The sequence below is a fragment of the Bartonella sp. W8122 genome (assembly GCF_016102485.1).
Lineage (GTDB): Bacteria > Pseudomonadota > Alphaproteobacteria > Rhizobiales > Rhizobiaceae > Bartonella > Bartonella apihabitans.
The window spans coordinates 848559-868711 of the sequence record NZ_JACFOO010000001.1 but is presented as its reverse complement, the minus strand read 5'-3'; the positions used below and the strand labels follow the sequence as shown (position 1 = coordinate 868711).

19 protein-coding genes and 1 pseudogene are annotated in these 20153 nt (G+C 44.7%); 8 read left to right on the top strand and 12 right to left on the bottom strand.

Going from position 1 to position 20153, the window contains the following annotated elements:
* Positions 1-60: 60 nt before the first annotated feature.
* The 4 genes from fliN to H3S83_RS03840 are packed head-to-tail and all read left to right on the top strand — an operon-like array spanning position 61 to position 3237.
* Complete coding sequence (gene fliN, locus H3S83_RS11675) at positions 61-501, top strand: flagellar motor switch protein FliN (RefSeq protein WP_370541273.1); 441 nt, start codon at positions 61-63, stop codon at positions 499-501.
* A gap of 27 nt (positions 502-528) precedes the next feature.
* Positions 529-1689 (top strand): flagellar motor switch protein FliG, encoded by a 1161-nt coding sequence (locus tag H3S83_RS03850; RefSeq protein ID WP_198238974.1) that lies wholly within the window; start codon positions 529-531, stop codon positions 1687-1689.
* A 6-nt stretch (positions 1690-1695) separates the two neighbouring features.
* Positions 1696-2766, top strand: coding sequence for a flagellar biosynthesis protein FlhB (gene flhB / locus H3S83_RS03845; protein ID WP_077970493.1), 1071 nt, complete (start codon positions 1696-1698; stop codon positions 2764-2766).
* Between the two features lie 45 nt (positions 2767-2811).
* Entirely contained in the window at positions 2812-3237 is a 426-nt protein-coding gene (locus tag H3S83_RS03840) for a hypothetical protein (protein WP_077970491.1), read from the top strand.
* A 753-nt stretch (positions 3238-3990) separates the two neighbouring features.
* Here the strand turns inward: H3S83_RS03840 and H3S83_RS03835 are convergent.
* From H3S83_RS03835 to fdhD, 7 genes and pseudogenes are all read right to left on the bottom strand, one after another.
* Complete coding sequence (locus H3S83_RS03835) at positions 3991-4455, bottom strand: hypothetical protein (RefSeq protein ID WP_198225219.1); 465 nt, start codon at positions 4453-4455, stop codon at positions 3991-3993.
* Complete coding sequence (locus H3S83_RS03830) at positions 4452-4901, bottom strand: flagellar protein FlgN (protein ID WP_077970485.1); 450 nt, start codon at positions 4899-4901, stop codon at positions 4452-4454. Before H3S83_RS03830 ends, H3S83_RS03835 begins: the two co-directional genes overlap by 4 nt.
* A gap of 227 nt (positions 4902-5128) precedes the next feature.
* Positions 5129-5552, bottom strand: a pseudogene (locus H3S83_RS03825) (rod-binding protein); the annotation flags it as partial.
* Positions 5553-5671: 119 nt separating this feature from the next.
* On the bottom strand, positions 5672-6067 hold the full coding sequence (locus tag H3S83_RS03820; RefSeq protein WP_149867406.1) for a hypothetical protein: 396 nt from the start codon (positions 6065-6067) through the stop codon (positions 5672-5674).
* A complete protein-coding gene (gene fliR / locus H3S83_RS03815) occupies positions 6067-6837 on the bottom strand; it encodes a flagellar biosynthesis protein FliR (RefSeq protein WP_188317779.1) in 771 nt (256 codons plus the stop codon). The genes H3S83_RS03820 and fliR overlap by 1 nt, the downstream gene beginning before the upstream one ends.
* Positions 6838-6864: 27 nt before the next feature.
* The gene (flhA, locus tag H3S83_RS03810) at positions 6865-8958 is read right to left on the bottom strand and encodes a flagellar biosynthesis protein FlhA (protein WP_077970477.1); all 2094 of its coding nucleotides are present in this window, start codon (positions 8956-8958) and stop codon (positions 6865-6867) included.
* A gap of 542 nt (positions 8959-9500) precedes the next feature.
* The gene (gene fdhD / locus H3S83_RS03805) at positions 9501-10352 is read right to left on the bottom strand and encodes a formate dehydrogenase accessory sulfurtransferase FdhD (protein ID WP_198238972.1); all 852 of its coding nucleotides are present in this window, start codon (positions 10350-10352) and stop codon (positions 9501-9503) included.
* A gap of 212 nt (positions 10353-10564) precedes the next feature.
* On the opposite strand from fdhD, the gene H3S83_RS03800 reads away from it, so the two are divergent.
* Positions 10565-10894, top strand: a complete 330-nt coding sequence (locus H3S83_RS03800) for a TIGR01244 family sulfur transferase (protein ID WP_198238971.1) — start codon at positions 10565-10567, stop codon at positions 10892-10894.
* A 165-nt stretch (positions 10895-11059) separates the two neighbouring features.
* Here H3S83_RS03800 and H3S83_RS03795 read toward each other — a convergent pair whose 3' ends face one another.
* Both H3S83_RS03795 and H3S83_RS03790 read right to left on the bottom strand, forming a co-directional pair.
* On the bottom strand, positions 11060-11398 hold the full coding sequence (locus H3S83_RS03795; protein ID WP_198238970.1) for a hypothetical protein: 339 nt from the start codon (positions 11396-11398) through the stop codon (positions 11060-11062).
* A gap of 196 nt (positions 11399-11594) precedes the next feature.
* On the bottom strand, positions 11595-12155 hold the full coding sequence (locus H3S83_RS03790; protein WP_198238969.1) for an NADPH-dependent FMN reductase: 561 nt from the start codon (positions 12153-12155) through the stop codon (positions 11595-11597).
* A 236-nt stretch (positions 12156-12391) separates the two neighbouring features.
* Between H3S83_RS03790 and H3S83_RS03785 the strand changes: the two genes are divergently transcribed.
* On the top strand, positions 12392-12601 hold the full coding sequence (locus tag H3S83_RS03785; RefSeq protein ID WP_077970470.1) for a hypothetical protein: 210 nt from the start codon (positions 12392-12394) through the stop codon (positions 12599-12601).
* Positions 12602-12699: 98 nt separating this feature from the next.
* On the opposite strand, the gene H3S83_RS03780 is transcribed toward H3S83_RS03785, so the two are convergent.
* From H3S83_RS03780 to H3S83_RS03770, 3 genes are all read right to left on the bottom strand, one after another.
* Positions 12700-13608: a MipA/OmpV family protein gene (locus H3S83_RS03780; protein WP_369459458.1), complete on the bottom strand. Its 909-nt coding sequence runs from the start codon at positions 13606-13608 to the stop codon at positions 12700-12702.
* A gap of 146 nt (positions 13609-13754) precedes the next feature.
* Positions 13755-14747: a bifunctional riboflavin kinase/FAD synthetase gene (locus H3S83_RS03775; RefSeq protein ID WP_198238968.1), complete on the bottom strand. Its 993-nt coding sequence runs from the start codon at positions 14745-14747 to the stop codon at positions 13755-13757.
* Positions 14744-15589, bottom strand: a complete 846-nt coding sequence (locus H3S83_RS03770; protein WP_198232560.1) for a TIGR01459 family HAD-type hydrolase — start codon at positions 15587-15589, stop codon at positions 14744-14746. The genes H3S83_RS03775 and H3S83_RS03770 overlap by 4 nt, the downstream gene beginning before the upstream one ends.
* Before the next feature lie 204 nt (positions 15590-15793).
* Between H3S83_RS03770 and H3S83_RS03765 the strand changes: the two genes are divergently transcribed.
* Positions 15794-18577: a [protein-PII] uridylyltransferase gene (locus H3S83_RS03765; protein ID WP_198238967.1), complete on the top strand. Its 2784-nt coding sequence runs from the start codon at positions 15794-15796 to the stop codon at positions 18575-18577.
* On the top strand, positions 18574-20136 hold the full coding sequence (murJ, locus tag H3S83_RS03760; protein WP_198238966.1) for a murein biosynthesis integral membrane protein MurJ: 1563 nt from the start codon (positions 18574-18576) through the stop codon (positions 20134-20136). Before H3S83_RS03765 ends, murJ begins: the two co-directional genes overlap by 4 nt.
* Positions 20137-20153: the final 17 nt, after the last annotated feature.

Genomic DNA, 20153 nt, shown 5'->3' with positions numbered 1-20153 from the left:
CCGCCTCCGATGGGAGCCAAGCCGACTATGCCACCACGTCCGGGAACAACGGGCACTGCAATGCCAGGCGGTTTCAAACCGAACGCTCCGGCAGGCGGCGCAGCACCATTTGGTGGTGCCAATCCGGGCAATACAGGTCAATTCGGAGCCAATCCACAAAAGCCGGCAGGAGCCGGTTTTGGTGGAGGCGCCGCCTTTGGCGCAAACGCCGCCAAACACAATACCCAGGCACAGCCAAGCGAATCTGCAAGTTCCGCAAGTAATGCCGATCTTATCATGAGTATTCCCGTCGAGGTTCAGGTTGTTCTGGGCGGTACCACAATGCCGGTTGCAACATTGATGGATCTCGGACGTGGAGCGGTTATCACACTTGACAAACAAATCGGCGACCCAGTCGACATTGTCGTCAATGGACGGGTCATCGCGCGCGGTGAAGTCATCGTCATGGAAGATGATTCATCCCGTTTTGGGGTAAGCTTGACGGAAATCATCGGCAAATAACTTTTTAAATATATTTGAAAGACAGTTATGGCGTCATCGGAACAGGAAAATCCATCAGCAAAAGAGGGACCTGCCGCCCCAACGGTGGCAGCAAGGAAAACTTCGTCCTCGATTATCGACGGCCTGACCGGACAACAGAAAGTTGCTGCCCTTCTCGTCGCTATGGGTAAACCTGCAGCGGCAAAAATACTCAAGCATTTTTCGCCTGATGATCTTCGCCGTTTGAGTGGGCAAGCCCATACGCTTCCCAATATCAGTCTTGCCGATTTCGATGTTCTGGTGCACCAGTTCGAAGATGCCTTTGCCGAAGGTGTATCTTTTTCGCAAGCCGGCGAGCGTTTTGACAATCTCGTTCAGGAAACACTTCCCGAAGACGAAGCTGCGGCTGTGCTTGATCCGAATGCAACTCCCGCTATTCCCGAGGAAAGCCTATGGGAGATCATGGGCAAAATGTCTGCAGAAGAATTGCAGGACCACATCTCGCAGGAACATCCGCAAGTCATCGCCTATATTGTTTCGAAACTTCCTTCCGATCTTTCTGCAAAATTGCTGCTTCTCCAGACCATGGCCGAACGCGGAGATATTATTTACCGCACGCTACATTTACGTGCCGTTCTACCGGTTGTCGACGAACTTCTCGATAAAGCTTTACGACCCGTTCTGATGAAGAAAAACGAAGCTGCCGAACAGTCACATTATGGCGAGGTAGCCAACATTCTCAATCAGCTCGACAAGAGCGAAATCGACGAGATGTTGGCAAGTCTTGACGGTCTTGATCCGGAAGATCTCGAAAAAATCAAATCGAAACTTTTTGTCTTCGAAGATATTCCTCGTCTTTCGTCGCGCGCACGTTTGTTGCTTTTCGATGACATTCCGTCGGATGTTATCATCACTGCTTTGCGAAACGCCGATAATGCAACGGTCGAAACTATTCTCAGTTCGTTATCGCAGCGTAGCCGCCGCATGGTGGAAGCCGAACTGAAATCACCGAACGACATGATAACACAAGCCGACATTACAAATGCCCGTCGCACGATTGCGCAACAGGCAATCAAACTTGCAGGGGAAGGCAAAATCAGCCTGGCAGCCGATGAGTCGGCAGATCAGGCTGGTGGTGATGCAAAATCGGAAAATAATGCCACTCCTCCGGCTGATGAAGCCAAGGGGGAGGAAAAGCCGAAAGAATGATAATAAATGGCTGAGGACAAACCCGACAAGGAAAGTCAGACCGAAGAACCGACCGAGCACAAAATAAGCAAGGCCGAAGAAAAAGGTAATCTTCCTTTTTCCCGGGAATTGCCCACTTTTGCCGGCCTTGTCGGCTATAGCATGATTGCCATTTTTATCGCTTTTCCTGCAATGTCCAAGCTTTCGAATTTCCTCGTACAATGGATTGAGCGGCCCGAAAGCTGGCGTCTCAATGGTGCCGAAGACGTTAAACATTTACTGCTTTTGGTGGGAGGCCATGTCGGACTTGCTCTCGTCCCGATACTTGTGATCATTCCCGTTATCGGCATTGCAGCCTCGATGGTGCAGAATACACCGCGCATTGTTGGCGAAAGAATTCGACCACAATTTTCCCGCATTTCTCCGGCTGCCGGATTCAGCCGTATTTTTGGTAAATCCGGTTTTGTCGAATTTTTAAAATCGTTGGCAAAGCTGATAGGTGTGAGCCTCATAGTCTATCTGTCATTTTTCAAAGGCAATACGGTCTTTACGGACGCTTTAGGAACCGTTGCCTCGGCTTTGCCGGAATATATACGTTCGGAAGTTGCCCGACTTTTAATCTCTTTTTCTGTAGCTGTTGTCGCAATTGCCGCGTTTGACTTTGCGTGGTCGCGGTTTAACTGGCGGCGTCAATTGCGTATGACAAAACAGGAACTGAAAGATGAACAAAAAGAAATCGAAGGTAACCCGATGGTCAAAGCGCGTATGCGTTCACTCGCACGCGATCGCATTCGTCGACAAATGATGGCGAATGTTCCAAAAGCCACAGTTATCGTTGCCAACCCGACCCATTTTTCCGTTGCGCTACGCTATAAGCCACCGGTCGATTTTGCTCCTGTGGTCATCGCCAAGGGACAGGATATTCTGGCTTTGCGCATCAGGGAGATTGCTGTCGAACACGACATACCCGTTATTGAAAACATACCGCTTGCCCGCGCCCTTTATAAACAGGTTGAAGTCAATCAGGTTATACCGCAAGAGTTTTATCAAGCCGTAGCGGAATTGATCCGCTATATTAACAGTCAGAAAATACATTAAACAAACTAATGCAGCCCTTATCTTTTATAGTTGTTGTGAAATAAAATGAATCAAGATGACGTACACGAAATGCGCGAAATGATGATCGCAAAACAAGTCGCGCGAATTATTCCCGAACTGAAACTGGTCGATCCGGCCGATTTTATCGTTTTTATCCATGACGAACATTTTGCCAATATCAGCGACATCATCGACGCTGCAACAGAACTTCATTTCTATCCACATACAGTGCGCTTTGCCAATGGTGGCAATTATCAACTTGATTGGAATACTCCGCCGACGATTACGCTGGACATGGAATTTTCAAATGATGGTGTAACAGCATATTTCCACATTATTATGTCGCCCGAAGGCTTCGGCATAGAGCTTGACAATGTTGTCTTCGAAAACCCGCAGGATGATGAAGCCGATACAAGACAGTTGATCGATGCTTTGAACAATGCACGGCTGAGAAAATCTGCAAACAAATAAGTCTAATTTTTTTACGTGACTAAAAGGCGCCGTTCATGCCCTTTTAGTCTCCCTCTATCAAAAATGACTTATGCTAACATAGCAAATAACATCACGTTCACATTTCCGCCGTCCGCAATTGCCAATTGCGGGCTTGCTTTTTCGTTCCAGATTTTTCGGATTCCCATTCCATTTTTAATGTCATTCATTGTCGAATATTGATGCTGTCTACAAACTTCTATGATAAACTGAGTACCTTCTTTGCGATTGCTTTTGTCAGCCGGCTAACAGAATAAAAAATATTAACAAGAGAAAAGAACGTAAAAGAGATCAGAGATTGGTTGTCGCATTGATGAGAAACCAATCAAAGTGCCAAAAGAATATTGATGAGATTGAATACCGATGCATTGCAATCGGATTTCAGTTTTCTTTGCTAGTTAATCAGACTAATGGCATTACTATTAATGCCCTGATATTTCATTTTTTTGAAATGTTAACGCCCTCTCCACTCATTCATTTCGAACGGAGTAAAAAAATAATTTGCATCACAAAAAATTGGATATATCGGGAAAATACTGCTAAAATCGGGTATGTTCTTATGAATTTTTATATCAATAAAATATCTCTTTATAATATTACTCTTCAATATTAATTTCTATATTAACCAATATTTTTATGAATTAAAAATTCATTTAACCAAGTTTATTGAATATAATATATACGTTTTTAAAATTTGTTTTTACAAAAATATAAACTATACGATACAATTATTTTTTATTTTACTTTATTCATATCTCTAACCTGATCGGCAGGTATATAATTGAACTGTTCGACCATGAGATCTTTAATAACAGGTTCCGGAAAGCGTTGATTGACGCCGTCAATAATTTTTTGTTTCACATCCTCGAATTTTATACGTTCTATTTGTTTTGTATCCGAATAGGAACCGAAAAAAGCATTGAAGACTTCGTCATTCACAAATAGCCCCAAAGGAACAGTCAACTTATTTTTGACTTTTGAATCAACTGTATAAACAAGTTGCGCGATAATATATCCGTTTACTTTGCCATCGGCCAGTATAGGGACACTCATAACGTCTGTGCGGTCATAGTCGATGGTAGGAGCTGTATCTTCTGTTGCTGCCACGGCTTTAGGTTCTGACCCTATCTTGATAGCCAGCATCAATGAGCCCAAAGCGATAATGCAAACCCATAAGCCAATGGCAACGGTTTTTATCATTTGTACTGCCCGCTATTGACTGTGAAAGGATCGTAAGTCCCGTCTGTTTCCTGTTCGCGCGCCGCTTCCTGCATCATTTGCGAAAGTTCAGTCACAGCTTCGAGGTGAATTTTCAATAATTCACTGTTCCGCTCGAGTTTCTTTTTCAAACCACCCAGCAATGTCTCTACTTTACTTTCCACCACATTATCGAAATAACGGGCAACATCTGCCATGGACTGGTTCAAATCACGCAAACCGCGAGCTTTACGGGCATTAATGTCGTTATAGTCCGGATTTTGATGCTTTTCGAGTGCATCTGTTTCATAATCGACAACCTCTTCAAGAGAGTTGACAACGGCTGCAAACCTCGCCAAAGCGACATCCCGCGCGGCGGGATCATCAATGTGCACTTTCGCCGGAACCACGGCCGGATTCTGTTCACCCGATTGCTCAGCTAAAGACATGTGAAACTCCTTTGATCGAGCATGTTATCATAAATTGTTATAAAACGTTTAAGTATTTTTAGTCATTTGTTTACGCACGAAGTTAATATCGTGGTTGTGAACAATATTATCGACTGTGGCTTGTGTATTTTGGTCGGAGCGGGCAAGTTGACCAAAAGCAGCTCCCATTTCCTGATTGCCAACTTCCGGAACTTTACCTTGCTTGATCTCTTCATCGCGAGCGAGCATTTTCGCAACGCCAATTCCACCGCGGTCAGCCACTTCCTTGGCCATTGATTCAGCCATCATGGATTTCCAATATTCCCCGGCTTGTCCCTTACCAAAAACCGACGGTGTATCTGTCGTAAACATATTCTGGATAAAGGATTGCAACATAAAAGCTTCAAACTTTTTGTATGCCTCGGTATGATCGGCATTTGCCGATTTTTCTTTTATCTTTAGCTGATTGACAGATTGGCCGGATTGGGAAACCGTACTTGTGTTATCATTCGTTCTTGCCAACTCGGAAAAACCGCCGTCCGCTATTTGCTGATTTGCAGCACGCACCGCACTTTGCGCGTTACGCAACTTTTCGACCGAAGCTCTATATTCGAGAGGATCAGCCGCTCTTGACACATCAAGTACCAAGTCTGAAGGTGGTTGAATGGCCATTATTTGTCCTCTTATAGCATATGCCCGATAAATCAGGCACCTCAATTGCCGGAAAACCGTCCCTTCCTTAAAAATGATCCGGACCGTTTTTCCTCATGATTTACTATATTGAACAAAGCTTATCCCAAACTGGTGTCTTTGACGATTTTTGCCGCAACATATTCTTCAAGCATTTTGGCCATTTCTTTGCGCTCTTCTGCTTCTTCGGCAGCTTTACGTTTCTCGTCGATTACGTCGCACCGGCGCGACGACTGCAACAGTGTTTTTCTTTGTTGGGCAATGAGATTATCAAGAATGGCTTCTTTTCGTGCATTTTTATCAAGGCGTTTGGCAACCATCATCGGATCGAACAAACTGGAAGCAGAGCCATTTTCCATGAGAGAAAACAGAAATTTGTCTTCATCGGATAACGCCGAACGTTGGTTCTGTGTCCCCTCGAGTTCGGCTTCATCTCGTGCCTTCACCAGTTTTTGTGCTTTTAATAATCTTGCATATCGTTGGCTTGATGTCGGCATCAGGGCCCCCTGTTCAACCATGAAGCATATTCTGCCCCGAAAAATGTTAATATTTCCGGCAATAGATAATAAATAAGCAAAAGACCACCGAACATAACAAATGGCATGGAAATAAAATAAACCGGAATTGTCGGCGTCAGTTTATTGATCAGCCCGACAGCGATATTGACCAATATGGAATAGATAATGAACGGCGAGGCAATACGCAATGTTGTCAGAAATGTTTGCGATAATGCATCCTGAAAATCGATTAAAGCCGATTGCGGTTCCGGCGTTAACGAAGGCGGGATAATTTGATAGGATGTCATTAACCCGCGAATGACAACCATATGAAGATCGGCCGCGAAAAACAACATCAACGCACCGATTGTGATCATATTGGCAACCTGTGTTTCGGGCATGGATTCAATCACACTCGTACCCGGTTGTCCGGAATAGCCGATCGACATGCCAATAATATTGGCCATAAATTGCAAAGCCCACATATAGGCCTGAGCAATAACGCCGAATGTAGCGCCTATGAGCGATTCACTGATTATGCCGCTCAGCAAAGTTGCCAAAGTCGGATTTTGCGCAATGTTTGTAAAATTGGAACCTGAAAGCGGTACCATGATCAAGGAAAAGGCGATGGCTAAAAACAATCTGAAATTCATCGGAATACGGGCACTCGATATGCCCGGCATCAACATCAGACATGCCCCCACACGCGCAAAGATCAGCATGGCGACAATCACCAGCTGATCAATGGGCACCAGCTGATCAATGGGCAAAAGTGCAAAGGACATGTCCTATTCCTTTTAATCGGAGATCGTCCCCAAAGTCTTGACTTCGACACCGCGGGCAATTTCCGCGTGCGAAAGAACTGGCAGGGTCGCAAACAACCGTTCAATAATCATGCGAACATAAGGACGGGCTTCCGGCGAAGTGATAAGAACAAATCTTTCGCCCTTCTCCATATGTTTGCGAATAGCATTTGTAGCCTCTGTACCAAATTTTTCAAGTTCCCTCGGATCGATATCGAATTCGACAATTTCGCCTTTTGAATCCCGTTTCAAGGCCTGATGGAAAACCAGATCCCAATGACTGCCGAGACGTAAAACATTCAATACACCATTATCCGACAGATCGCCACAAATCTGTTGCGACATACGCATCCGGACATGTTCGACAATCAGTTCGGCACGACGGACATGAGGAGCAATTTCGGCAATCGCTTCAAGTATCTGGTCAAGGTTACAAATCGAAACACGTTCAGCCAACAATAATTTCAAAACCGATTGTAAACCGGAATAAGAAAGATGTGCAGGACAAATTTCTTCAAGGAGTTTGCGGTATTCCGGTCCCAGACGTTCAAGAAGAATGCGCATATCTTTATAAGATAATAATTGTGCAAGATTATTCCGTAATACTTCACTTAAATGGGTGAGCAAGACCGAAAGATTATCAACGGCCATATATCCTTCGCGTGCAAGTTCGGAACGGAAAGTTTCAGACGTTGCAAAAGCACGCATTCCGAAAGCCGGTTCACGGACTTCCTCACCGGGAAGATTCGGTGCCGGTTTTTCGCCAAGCATAACCAACACATCGCCAATGCGCATTTCATAGGAAGCAACAACTGTCCCGTGTAATTTGATCTGATAGGATTTCGGCGGTGTTTTATAGTCGTCGGTCACTTCGATTTCAGGAATAACAAAACCGAAATCGGTTGCAAATTTCCGACGCATTTTGGCAACGCGGTTGGCAAGCTCTGTCTGGTGAGGCAAAAGACGGGTTGCCAATTGTTTACCCAAAGTAAGTTCAATTGCCGGTTTTTCAAGAGAAGCTTTGACAGACTGGCTTTCCTCTTTTTCAGCAATTGCATCGGCTTGAGCCTTCAAAGCTTGTTCTTCTTCAGCCTGACGTTGCAGACGCCGCGGTATCGAAAAGCCGATTCCGGCAAGAAGTGCTGCAATGGTCAAAAATGGAAAAGCAGGTAAACCCGGCATCAAGCCCAAAACAGCAAGCAGCACTGAAGCCACAAACAAGGCCTTCGGATAACCACCCAACTGGCCAAAAACCGCTTTTTCTGTTGACCCGCGTGTTCCTCCCTTGGAAACCAGCAAACCGGCAGCAAGAGAAACGATAAGAGCAGGAATCTGGGTTACCAGACCATCACCAACCGAAAGCTTGGTAAAAACATCGGCAGCCTGTGAAATATCCATGCCATGACGGGTAACGCCAATGACAATGCCACCAAAAATATTGACTGCCGTAATGATAAGACCGGCAACGGCATCACCACGAACGAATTTGGAAGCACCATCCATGGAACCGAAGAAGGAACTTTCTTCCTCCAGCTCGCGACGGCGAACCTGAGCCTGCTTCTCATCTATCAAACCGGAAGAAAGATCGGCGTCAATTGCCATCTGTTTACCTGGAATAGCATCCAAAGTGAAACGTGCACCAACTTCAGCAATACGTGTTGCACCTTTGGTAATAACCAGAAAATTTACGATAATCAGAATTGCGAAAACAACGAGACCGATGACAAAGTCGCCGCCCATCACAAATTGTGAAAAACCGTGAATAACGTGGCCGGCAGCCGTGTACCCCTCATCACCGTGAGTAAGAATAACACGTGTTGTTGCAATATTGAGAGACAAACGCAGCATGGTTGCAATCAGCAACACAGTCGGAAAGGCCGAAAAATCGAGAGGGCGTTGAATCCATAACGCCACCATCAAAATCAAAACCGAAAAAGCTATCGAAAATGACAGCCCCATATCCAGCACGAATGAAGGAACTGGCAAAAACAAAACGGTCAGAATAATGACAATACCGGCAGCGAAACCAATATCACTACCGGAAAATTTACTGCTTTTACCAATCGCGTTTACGGCACTTTGCTGCACGTTGATCTCCTTAACGCAAAAAAAGCGTGACAATGTGATCACAATTGTCGTGGCTTTTTACTCTTGCGACAAAAATAGAAAACGAAGCTTGCGCGAAGGTGGTGGTCAAAAATTTTGTCTTGCTCACGAAATTTTACAAATTAGTAACCAACGAGGCCTAAAAGTGATAGAAAAAAGGCAATTGTCCTAGATAAAGTTAAAGACAGTTCCCCAAAAACTGCCGGAAATATCGGGAAAAACCGAAAAATAAAAAAATTTTTGGGAACTTTGTGCAATTGCCCGAATTGTAACACATTGTTATATTACGTGTTGTAATGTATCGTGATAGACAGAAATAATCGAGGTGAAGTTATGGCTGATATGATGAAAATCGCAGTATTCTATTCCATGATGATTGTTAGCACGAATGTTGCAATCGCTTTTGCGGTAATGGGTTTGAACTGAGATTACCAGTTTTTGCGTGCATGAATGATATGTGCGCCATAGTATTTCGCATACGGCCAATTCGGGTCGGTGCATGACAAGTTGCGACGGGAGATGGATTAGATGATCCATTCTTTGCCGCAATAAATCTCGAAGTCGTTTTCTCTCGTGCGACCAATTAAAGTCATATTACATTTTTGACCTATTCGGATGGCTTCGGCCGTTGCTGCCGATACAGCAACCAGTATAGAAACGCCCAAAACTGCAGCTTTTTGTACCATTTCAACTGACAGGCGGCTGGTTACCACAACAAAACCGGAACTGACATCCTTGCGATTTAAAAACAGATGACCGCAAAGTTTATCCAGCGCATTGTGCCTGCCAACATCTTCACGAATTGCAATTATCCCTTTATTTTTTTCATAAAAAGCGGCGGCATGAACTGCTCTTGTTGCATTGTTCAGAATCTGTTTTCCGCAAATTTCACGTGCTGCGTTAAAAATTTCATCCCGATCAAAATGGATATCTGTCCGTTTTACCTTGTCTATTTCACGCATTGCCGCGTCAATTGATTCGATGCCGCAAAGACCGCAACCGACAGGGCCTGCCATAGAACGGCGGCGTTTGCGAAACGCATCACGCCGGTCAACGCGTAAAGCGATTTGTACATCTATTCCGCGCGATAGTGGGACAATATCGATATTTTCAATCTCATCCGGATCACTAATGAATTCTTCGGTCCGACTGAAGCCATAGGCAAAGTCTCTAAGATCATCGGGGGACGCCATCAAAACTGCTTGCGTTGTACCATCGTAAGAAAGCGCAATCGGCACTTCTTCGGCAACAGTCTTCTCGATCTGTTGTCTTTTCCCGTCGCTTGCTGAAACGACCTCCGCATCAACAAGCACTGTATCACTGAATTTTGAATCCGTCTTTTCTTCGACAGAACATGCCTTTTTCAAAATAGTCATTTAACCGTCATTCATTTCGAATAAAATTGCTTGACCCGCCATATAACGCCATTCCGTTCAGCCTTATCGGTCATATTCATCTATTACCAAAACCGTGGGTCCGCTTTCAATTTTGATGTTTTATAAGTTGGAGATGTGCTTGCCAAGGTTCCGGCAACAGAATATTTTCATGAATACGTGACAATGAATATATTTTAGAGAGTGAATTTCTGATGGACTTGACCGAAATTGATGATGGCGTTTTCGTCTGCGGACAGATTACGGAGGACTTTGTTGAAGAACTTGCCAAAGCCGGCTTCAAGACAATCATTTGTAACCGCCCCGATAATGAACAGCAAAATCAGCCAACTTTTGCCTCTATTGAAAAAGTTGCCAAAGCTCAAGGCCTCACAAGCTATTACATTCCCGTGACACCCCCGAATATAGAACAGAAAAGCATTGCCTCTATGAGAGACGCTTTAAAGACATGCGAATATCCGGTTCTTGCTTATTGTAAATCCGGACACCGGGCTCAAACACTTTATCACCTTGCAAAGGACTGAGCCTGCTTCTCCCCCTCATGTTTTTCGGTTTTTCCGACATTTTGGAAATCATCAATCCAACGATAACAGCCGATAAAATAATACTAACAATAGCATAATTCCTGCGATAGCATATATTTCAGCGTCTAAAACCGATTGGCCTAACCTCATGAGAAAAGCAAAGCATTACGCTTCTTTATTGTAATGTGTGTCGCGATAAAGACTAATCCGATGGGCAACATCGCAAATAGCGCCAAAAATAGTCAACACGATACCAAAGGCCAGCAATAAAGTGGAAATATTGACAAGAGAGTCCACCACTTTGACGCGCGTCATTGTTATTGCAAGCGACACAGCACCTGCAATCGTCAATATGGACGAGATGTCAAAAAATCTTGCCCATTCACTATCTGATAGTGACTTCCATAAAGAAAAACCTAAAGAAATATTAACAATAATCACCAATAACGCGGCATTCATCAGTTGATAAGGTTGCCACTCAATTAAAGTATTTATATTATCCATTTTTCACTCCCCAATGTCTAATTAATATATGGGGATTAAATCGGTCAATATAAAGGCTTGTAAAAAAATCACTGATCACATTTCATGAAAAATTGTATTAATTTTGATATGATATAAAAATTAATACAATTCATTATAATATTATGATTATCTGAAACTACTATATTTTATAATAGTAGTTTCATGTTTTATTATATTAATGCAATATCTTCTCGACCCATTTTCCAAATGATTGCACTATAGTTGAAAAGAACTTGGCTGCATCATCATTGGCCGGTTTCCCGTCATCGGTGACCAAATCCTGAATTCTCCCGATATAGGCTTCAGGCTGTTGCATCGTCGGAACGTCATTGAACACCAAAGCCTGTCGCAATTGATGGTTGGCACCAAATCCGCCCAATGCACCTTGGGAAATGGAAACAACTGCACCGGGCTTGCCATTCCAGACGCCTTTACCATAAGGACGAGAAGCAACATCAATTACATTTTTCAATACTCCGGGAATAGCCCGATTATATTCCGGCGTTATAAAAATAACCGCATCAACTTTCTTCAGCGCGTTTCTGAAATTTTGCCAGGCAGCCGGAGGAGTCTCTGTTTCCAGATCTTCATTATAAAGTGGCAAATCACCTATTTCGATAAAATCGAGAGACAAATTTTCCGGTGCAAGAGCAATAAATGCCTTGCCCAGCTTCCGGCTATAAGATTCTTTGCGCAAACTGCCAATCAATATGGCTACTTTGAATTGTTTGGTCATTTTTTCCTCTATCATTTTTTAGGTGTTCTGCACTCTCTAATTAAATAGGCTTTTTTTATCATGTTTCAAAACGAAGATCGTTCGACAGACTGTCATCATTTTATTGACAATAAAATTTATTGTTTTTTAACCATGAATCTGAAAAGCACTTCCCGACCTTAATTTTAATTTCGATAAAGCTTCCTTTTGGGGCACTATGAAAGACACTACCAGAGTCTGTTGAAAGGTGAAGCACAATGCTCAAACACAGTTCGGATGCATTGCAACTGTCGACTTACACAAGAAGGTCGCATTTCGTTTATAGCGTATTCGAATATTTTCTGGTTATTATAGTTACACTGGCAGCAACCGTTGTCATCTCTGCCATTTGTGTTGACGAATTTTCCAAATTGATTGAAATGAACGGCAATAGCCCGTTGATAAACACTGCAGTTGATAACCGGTAACACTGCTTTTCAAGCGTTTGTGCCAAAACGCTGGCAATAAACTTTCACATAAAGCATTGCTCTGCGTTTGCAGCTTTATCTATCTTTAACCCGCTTTTTCAGCGCAATGTAAAATCAAAACGATAAGACGCCGAAATACCCATGGTAAACTGGTTCTTGTCCCCACGCTGGAAAACGAGAGATGAATCACCGGCATCGCCAGTTAACCGCTTATATTCGCCAAACACACTGGTTGTAATTTTGTTTGTGGCTTTCCAGGTAATTGCACCACCGGCACCAAAGGACCCCCAGCCACTATCGGGATGAAATTCTTTCAACCCCGAACGAAGAGATTCTTCTGCATCAACTCCGTAATAGGTTTTGAAATAGTCTTGTGTCGCGTAAAAAGCGCGCGGCCCGCCGGAAACCTGTACAGAAGGTGTCAAATTTTTATAGGCGTCAACAGCAATGTCGGACGTAACACCATTATGACTGCGTATACCTTTACGCACTTCTGCTCTCGCCCGCAGCCAATCGAGCGGATAGATTTCGGCAAAACCGCCGACCTCGCCACCCCATTTCACCCGGTTCAACCCCTTGAGATCGCCTGACGTGTCACTGTCACGCTCTTGCAAAATTTTTCCCACAACACCAAGACGAATAAGGCTCTTTTCCAACAAAGCAAAAGACATATTATCGTTGCGCGAAGAGAAACGATCGTCACCACCCCTTTTGCCTATGGAAAAAATCGGGTCAACAGCGATGTCGTAGGTGTCATCTCCTTCGAATTTTGGTGCTTCATAAACCGATGCGCCAAGGGTTAGCGACCAGTTTCCGCTGTAGAAATGTTTTTTGGCCGGTGCTGTCGAACGATAATTTTGGTCGTCGACCGCACGTTGTTCAGCCGAAACATTGGTAACTTTTCCCGTCTGGTAATCGTATAGCTCTTCTGCATTTGCCTGAAAACATGAAATCGTCATCAAGCCGGTCATGCCTGCGAAAACTACTTTCAATATATTATCCGACACCTATACACTCCAGACGCTTTGACAAAGCAGCTGATTAAACACTGCCAAACACCAACTCTTTGCAAACTGGCCAATCATAAATATTCAATCAACATTTTAAGAATGTCTTAAAACTTTATTTTCTCAGAAATGTTGTTGGCCTATCGTTACCGATTGGTAAATGTAAAATTTCTGTCCAATGCCGACAGCGGTGAAGCCGCCGTAAGTGCTGCTTTGGCTTCTTCTTTATCTTTATTCATTTGGGCAATCAATGGTTGTAAACCGTCAAATTTCTTTTCTCCACGCAAATATGAATAAAAGGAAACAGATGCCGTTTCATCATATAAATTGCCATCAAATGAAAACAGAAAGCTTTCAAGCAATGGCACACCATCGCCTTCTACTGTCGGCCGTTTCCCGAAACTTGCGACCCCGTCATAAAGTGTTCCGTCACTCCGGCGAAAGCGGATTGCATAGATTCCGAAAGCAAGACCTGTTTCTTCGGGAAGCGCCATATTGGCAGTCGGAAAACCTAATGTCCGACCGAGCTTTGCTCCATGAATAACTTTCGCGCAAACAGTATAGTGGTAGCCGAGGAGGCCTGCTGCTTCCTCCACTTTTCCGTCAGCCAATAGTGCACGAATGCGGCTTGAAGAAATGACTTGACCGTTTTCGTCACAAAAAGGCGGAACTTTAACAACAGCAAAGCCCAGTTTTTTTCCACAATCGGCAAGATAATCAGGCGTACCGACACGCTTGCTTCCGAAATGGAAATCGCTTCCGGTAACCACTGCCGAAGCATGAAAATTTTCGCATAAAATATGTTTGACAAATTCTTCGGCAGTAAGGTGAGCAAATTTTGCATCAAAGTGTTGTTCGACAACACCATCAAATCCCATCAATTCCAATATTCTGGCTTTTTCTGCTGCCGGTGTGAGCCGATCAACCGGCTTTTCCGGCTTGAAAAAGCTTTTGGGATGCGGTTCGAATGTATAAACAATTGCCGGACGGCCGGTTCGTTTGCCAATATTGAGAGCCTTTTCCAAAACTGCCTGATGGCCCCTATGGACACCATCAAAATTACCAATTGCTACAACCGAATTCCTATGACTTTCCGGCAATGCAGCGAGATTTTTCAACCGCAAAAATTTATTGGTCATTTAAGCGTCCACATAGTGGCAATGGGCTGACTGCCATATTTGTTTAAAAATTCGGTCAGAAATGAACGGTTGATGTCGCCATCTTTCGCATATTCATTCTGATGGATGCCACCAGAGATATAAAGCGTATCAAGTCCGTATTGTTGTCCGCCTTTCATGTCGGTCAATATGCCGTCACCAATCGCGAGAATTCGGTCTTTGGCTATTCTGCCTTTTCGTTCGGCGAGTTTGTCCATAGCCAAATCATAAATCGGGCGATGCGGCTTGCCGGCAATCAATGTGCGCCCGCCCAATTGTTCATAAGCGCGCGCAAGTGCACCAGCACACCATAATATCTTGTCGCCGTGATGAACCGTAATGTCGGGATTGGCACATATAAAAGGCAAATTCTTCGATCTTAATCTGAGCAAAAGATCATGATAATCATCCGGCTCTTCATGCTCGTCGTCGAAAAGTCCCGTACAGACGATTGATGTCGCCTCGAATTCTTCAACAAGCTCGACGTCAAGCCCGTCAAACAAGGCAAGGTCACGCTCTGGCCCGATATGGAAAACTTTCCTCGGTGCTTCCTTGATGAGGTGACGTGTCGCATCACCGGAAGTAACAATGTCATCATAAACATCGGAGCCGATTTTCAAGGAAGCCAACTGCTTCGCCACACCGTCATGCGGACGGGGCGAATTGGTGAGCAATATGACCGATTTTCCGGATTGTCTGACTTTGATCAAAGCTGCAACAGCTTCTTTAAAAGCGTGAACGCCATTATGAATAACACCCCACACATCACAAAAAACAGCATCATAACGGTCGATTATTTCCTGTAAATTTTCAGGTTCTTCCATCTTGCTACCATACCCTATTAGAAACTCGCCATCTGTCGGAATTTCAGACCTTCGCAGAAATATTGCCTAGACACCTAACGCAAGACGCGGATGATGTCATCCTCTTTCTCGTGGGCTCACAAATATAGGCTATTCCAACATATCCAAATATAGTCTAGATTCGTTTCCAGTTACAAAAATGTCTCTGCAACAGATTGGTCAATAATGAGCGCTTCAACTAAAAATCTTGTTCTGATTGAAGAAAAAGATCTTCGTCAAAAAATGGAAGAACTCATCAAAAATGAAGAGGGTGCAGACATAGGTTTGAAAATCAAACCGAAAATTGTTTCACTTTTAAAGGCGACTATTGCTGATGGACAAAAAGAAGCGGAAAATATTCTTCAACAGAATGGTAAAGGGCGCCAATGCGCCCGCCGGTTAAGTTTGCTCATCGATACCGTCATCACAACACTTTATAATTTTGTTATCGAAAGAGTTTATCCCCTTCCCAACCCTTCAAGCGGTGAACGCATTGCTCTTGTCGCAGTTGGTGGTTATGGACGCGGAACCTTAGCGCCGCATTCCGATATAGATCTTCATTTTTTGCTGCCATGGAAACAGACACCATGGGGCGAACAGGTGATGGAATATATTCTCTATATGCTATGGGATGTTGGCCTTAAAGTCGGCCATGCAACAAGAAATATCGACGATTCAATCCGCATGGCAAAAGAGGATATGACCGCGAGAACCGCCCTCCTTGAAGCGCGTTTTCTGATCGGTAATCGGGGGATTTTCACCGAATTGATGCGCCGCTTCGAAGACGAAGTTGTCAAAGGAACTTCTCCGGCTTTTATTCGGGCAAAACTTCTGGAACGCGACCTTCGTCACAAAAAAGCCGGTGAAACACGTTATCTGGTCGAACCGAATGTTAAAGAAAGCAAAGGCGGTCAGCGCGATTTACAAACCCTGATGTGGATTGCCAAATACCATTATCGTATCACCTCGACCGACAAACTTGTAACACTTGGCGTGTTATCCAAAGCCGAGCTTCGTATTTTCAAAAAAGCCGACGATTTTTTATGGGCCGTTCGTTGTCATATGCATTTTCTAACCGGCAAGGCACAGGAGCGGTTGTCTTTTGATATCCAGCGCGATATTGCCCATCGTCTGGGCTATACCGCCCACCCCGGAATGGAAGATGTCGAACGCTTTATGAAGCATTATTTTCTTGTTGCCAAACAGGTTGGTGATTTGACGCGAATTGTTTCAGCGGCACTCGAAGAAGAATATGCAAAACCGGTTCCGGGATTAAATCGGGTGTTTTTGACATTTTCGCGCCGCAAGAAAAAAATTGCCGATTATCCGGGTTTTGTTGTTGACACAAAACGCATCAATATCGATGATGATGATGTTTTTATCCGCGATCCGGTCAATCTTATCCGCCTTTTTTATTTATCCGATATTCACGGGCTGGAATGCCATCCCCATGCTGTGCAGGAAGCCTCCCGTTCGCTCGGGCTCATCACCCAGAAAGTGCGTGACGACAAAGAAGCAAACCGGCTTTTTATTGCCATTCTGACCTCGCCCCGCAATCCGTCACTCATCTTGCGGCGAATGAATGAATCCGGCGTTTTGGGTAAATTCATCCCCGATTTCGGCAAGATTGTCGCGATGATGCAATTCAACATGTATCACCATTACACTGTAGACGAACATTTGTTGCGCTGTATCGCCTATCTTAGCGAGATCGATCATGGCGAAGTTTATCAGGATCATCCACTTGCTTCGGCAATTGTGCCAACGTTCAAAAAAGAGCGGACGATTCTTTTTGTTGCTTTATTTTTACACGACATTGCCAAAGGAAGGCCGGAAGACCATTCGACTGCGGGCGCAAAAATTGCCCGCAAGCTTTGCCCGCGTTTCGGACTGTCGCGAGCTGATACAGAGCTTGTTGCATGGCTCATCAAAGAACATCTCACCATGAGTATGGTTGCCCAGTCACGTGATCTCAATGACCGTAAAACAATCGAAGACTTTGCCAATATTGTTCAGACAACCGACAGGCTCAAATTACTGCTGGTTTTGACCATATGTGATATCAAAGCTGTTGGTCCCGGTGTATGGAATGGCTGGAAAGGGCAATTGTTACGCACACTTTATCACGAGACTGAAATTGTTCTGACCGGAGGTTTTTCACAAGTTCCAAGGACCGACCGCATCAACGCCTCGAAAGAACGCCTTTATAATGCACTTGAAAATTGGAGCGAAGCTGAAAAACAACATTATATCGGCCTGCAATACCCGAACTACTGGTTAACGGTTTCACCGGAAGATCAGGTCCGGCAAGCCAATTTTATCCGCGATGCCGATAAACGCAACGCCCCGCTTGCAACAATGTCGGACCCGCACCGTTTTGCCGGTGTCACAGAGCTTACAATTCTTGCGCCCGATCATCCGCGGGTTCTCTCCATTGTTACAGGAGCCTGCGCTGCTGCTGGCGGCAATATTGTCGACGCCCAAATTTTTACCACCACAGATGGCCGCGCTCTTGATATCATTCTGATCACCCGCGAATTCGAGCTTGATGATGATGAAACAAGGCGGGCAAAACGTGTCGGTAAAATGATAGAAGATGCCTTGAAGGGAACCATCCGCCTGCCGGAAGTGATTGCACAACGCGCCAAACCGCGCCGTGCAGCCAAGGCCTTTGACGTTACACCAAGTGTGGAGATCAATAATACGCTGTCGGACAAATTCAGTGTCATAGAAATCGAAGGTCTCGACAGACCAGGGCTACTTTTTGAAATTACAAAAACGCTATCCGATCTTTCGCTTGACATTGCTTCTGCACATATTACGACCTTCGGAGAAAAGGTTATCGACAATTTTTATGTCAATGATCTTTTCCGTCATCAAATTATCAACCCGCAAAAACAGGCTGCTATACGCCGCAAATTACTGGCTCTTATTGCTGCTGAACAAATGGAAAATATAAAAAGAACATGAGCCTCATCAAACAATTCGCGACCGTTGCATCCGGCACGTTGATGAGTCGTCTGTTCGGCTTTGTCAGAGAAATGCTTATGGCAGCGGCTGTTGGCACAGGGCCTGTGGCCGACGCGTTCAACGCGGCCTTCCGTTTCCCCAACACATTCCGGCGCCTCTTTGCAGAAGGTGCATTCAATTCTGCCTTTGTGCCCTTGTTTGCCAAGCAGATAGAAGAAGACGGTGTCGACAGTGCACGGCGTTTTTCCGAAGAAGTCTTCGGCGTGCTGTTTTCAATATTATTGATCCTCACCATCATCATGGAGTTATCCATGCCTTTTCTGGTGCGCTATGTCATCGCACCGGGCTTTACCGATGATGCAACAAAATTCAATGCTACCGTCCGTTTTGCGGTGATCATGTTTCCCTATCTTGCCTGCATGTCACTGGCGGCAATGATGGGCGGAATGCTCAATTCTCTTCACCGCTATTTTGCTGCGGCAATCGCACCGGTTTTTCTCAATATTATTCTGATCGGCGTTCTCTTTTACGCATGGGTCTATAAGCTTGACCCCTGGCATGTCGGTATTGATCTTTCATGGGGCGTTATGGCCTCCGGTATTGTGCAACTTATTATTGTGTGGATTGCTGTTGCCAATGCCGGTATGAAAATCGGTTTTCGCCTCCCGAAATTCACCGAAAATGTTCGCCGCCTCCTCTGGCTTGCATTACCGGCAGCGATTACCGGCGGCATCACACAGATTAACCTCCTCATCAATACCAATATTGCTTCTGCACAATCGGGCGCTGTCTCCTCGCTTGTTTATGCCGACCGGCTTTATCAACTTCCATTGGGTGTTGTCGGCATTGCCGTTGCCACAGTACTTTTACCCGAACTTTCCCGTGCACTCAGAAGTGGCAATCTGAAAGAAGCCGATAACTTGCAAAACCGGTCTGTCGAATTCACTCTGCTTTTGACCTTACCTGCTGCTGCCGCTTTTTTGGTTATGGCAGAACCGATTGTGCGCCTATTGTTCGAACGCGGGCATTTTTCTTCCCAATCAACGACAATTGTTGCGGGAATTTTAGGCATATATGGCTTGGGTCTTCCGGCTTTTGTATTGATAAAAGCATTCATTCCGGGTTTCTTCGCCCGTGAAGACACAAAAACACCAATGATTTTTGCCGGAATTTCGGTGGTCGTTAATATTTCGCTTGCATTAACTCTGTTTCCGGTCTTATCGGCCCGTGGAATAGCCATAGCCGAAATATCGGCCGGCTGGGTCAATGCCGTTTTACTGTTCATCACTCTTGTCAGAAGGCGCCAATGGGGAAGCGATAAAGTTCTTTTAAAGCGTATTCCAAGAATATTGCTCGCGACATTAGTCATGGCAATCGCCCTCCATTATGCTGTCGGCTATCTTGATTATCCGCTGTCGGCAAAGGCTCCGTTAGCTTATCGTGCAAGCGGCGTACTTGCTCTGGTATTTGGAGCCATAATAGTCTATTTCGGTTCTGCATTTCTTTTCGGTGCAACAAATATATCGTTGATCAAAAGAGGGTTGCTGCGCAAGCGGTAAAGGTTTTCAATTGCTTT

Bases quoted from the DNA above. Each gene is read 5' to 3' on its own strand.
- fliN (WP_370541273.1), top strand. From the start codon at position 61: ATGCCAGGCGGTTTCAAACCGAACGCTCCGGCAGGCGGCGCAGCACCA.
- H3S83_RS03850 (WP_198238974.1), top strand. From the start codon at position 529: ATGGCGTCATCGGAACAGGAAAATCCATCAGCAAAAGAGGGACCTGCC.
- flhB (WP_077970493.1), top strand. From the start codon at position 1,696: ATGGCTGAGGACAAACCCGACAAGGAAAGTCAGACCGAAGAACCGACC.
- H3S83_RS03840 (WP_077970491.1), top strand. From the start codon at position 2,812: ATGAATCAAGATGACGTACACGAAATGCGCGAAATGATGATCGCAAAA.
- H3S83_RS03835 (WP_198225219.1), bottom strand. From the start codon at position 4,455: ATGATAAAAACCGTTGCCATTGGCTTATGGGTTTGCATTATCGCTTTG.
- H3S83_RS03830 (WP_077970485.1), bottom strand. From the start codon at position 4,901: ATGTCTTTAGCTGAGCAATCGGGTGAACAGAATCCGGCCGTGGTTCCG.
- H3S83_RS03820 (WP_149867406.1), bottom strand. From the start codon at position 6,067: ATGCCGACATCAAGCCAACGATATGCAAGATTATTAAAAGCACAAAAA.
- fdhD (WP_198238972.1), bottom strand. From the start codon at position 10,352: ATGACTATTTTGAAAAAGGCATGTTCTGTCGAAGAAAAGACGGATTCA.
- H3S83_RS03800 (WP_198238971.1), top strand. From the start codon at position 10,565: ATGGACTTGACCGAAATTGATGATGGCGTTTTCGTCTGCGGACAGATT.
- H3S83_RS03795 (WP_198238970.1), bottom strand. From the start codon at position 11,398: ATGGATAATATAAATACTTTAATTGAGTGGCAACCTTATCAACTGATG.
- H3S83_RS03790 (WP_198238969.1), bottom strand. From the start codon at position 12,155: ATGACCAAACAATTCAAAGTAGCCATATTGATTGGCAGTTTGCGCAAA.
- H3S83_RS03785 (WP_077970470.1), top strand. From the start codon at position 12,392: ATGCTCAAACACAGTTCGGATGCATTGCAACTGTCGACTTACACAAGA.
- H3S83_RS03775 (WP_198238968.1), bottom strand. From the start codon at position 14,747: ATGACCAATAAATTTTTGCGGTTGAAAAATCTCGCTGCATTGCCGGAA.
- H3S83_RS03770 (WP_198232560.1), bottom strand. From the start codon at position 15,589: ATGGAAGAACCTGAAAATTTACAGGAAATAATCGACCGTTATGATGCT.
- H3S83_RS03765 (WP_198238967.1), top strand. From the start codon at position 15,794: ATGAGCGCTTCAACTAAAAATCTTGTTCTGATTGAAGAAAAAGATCTT.
- murJ (WP_198238966.1), top strand. From the start codon at position 18,574: ATGAGCCTCATCAAACAATTCGCGACCGTTGCATCCGGCACGTTGATG.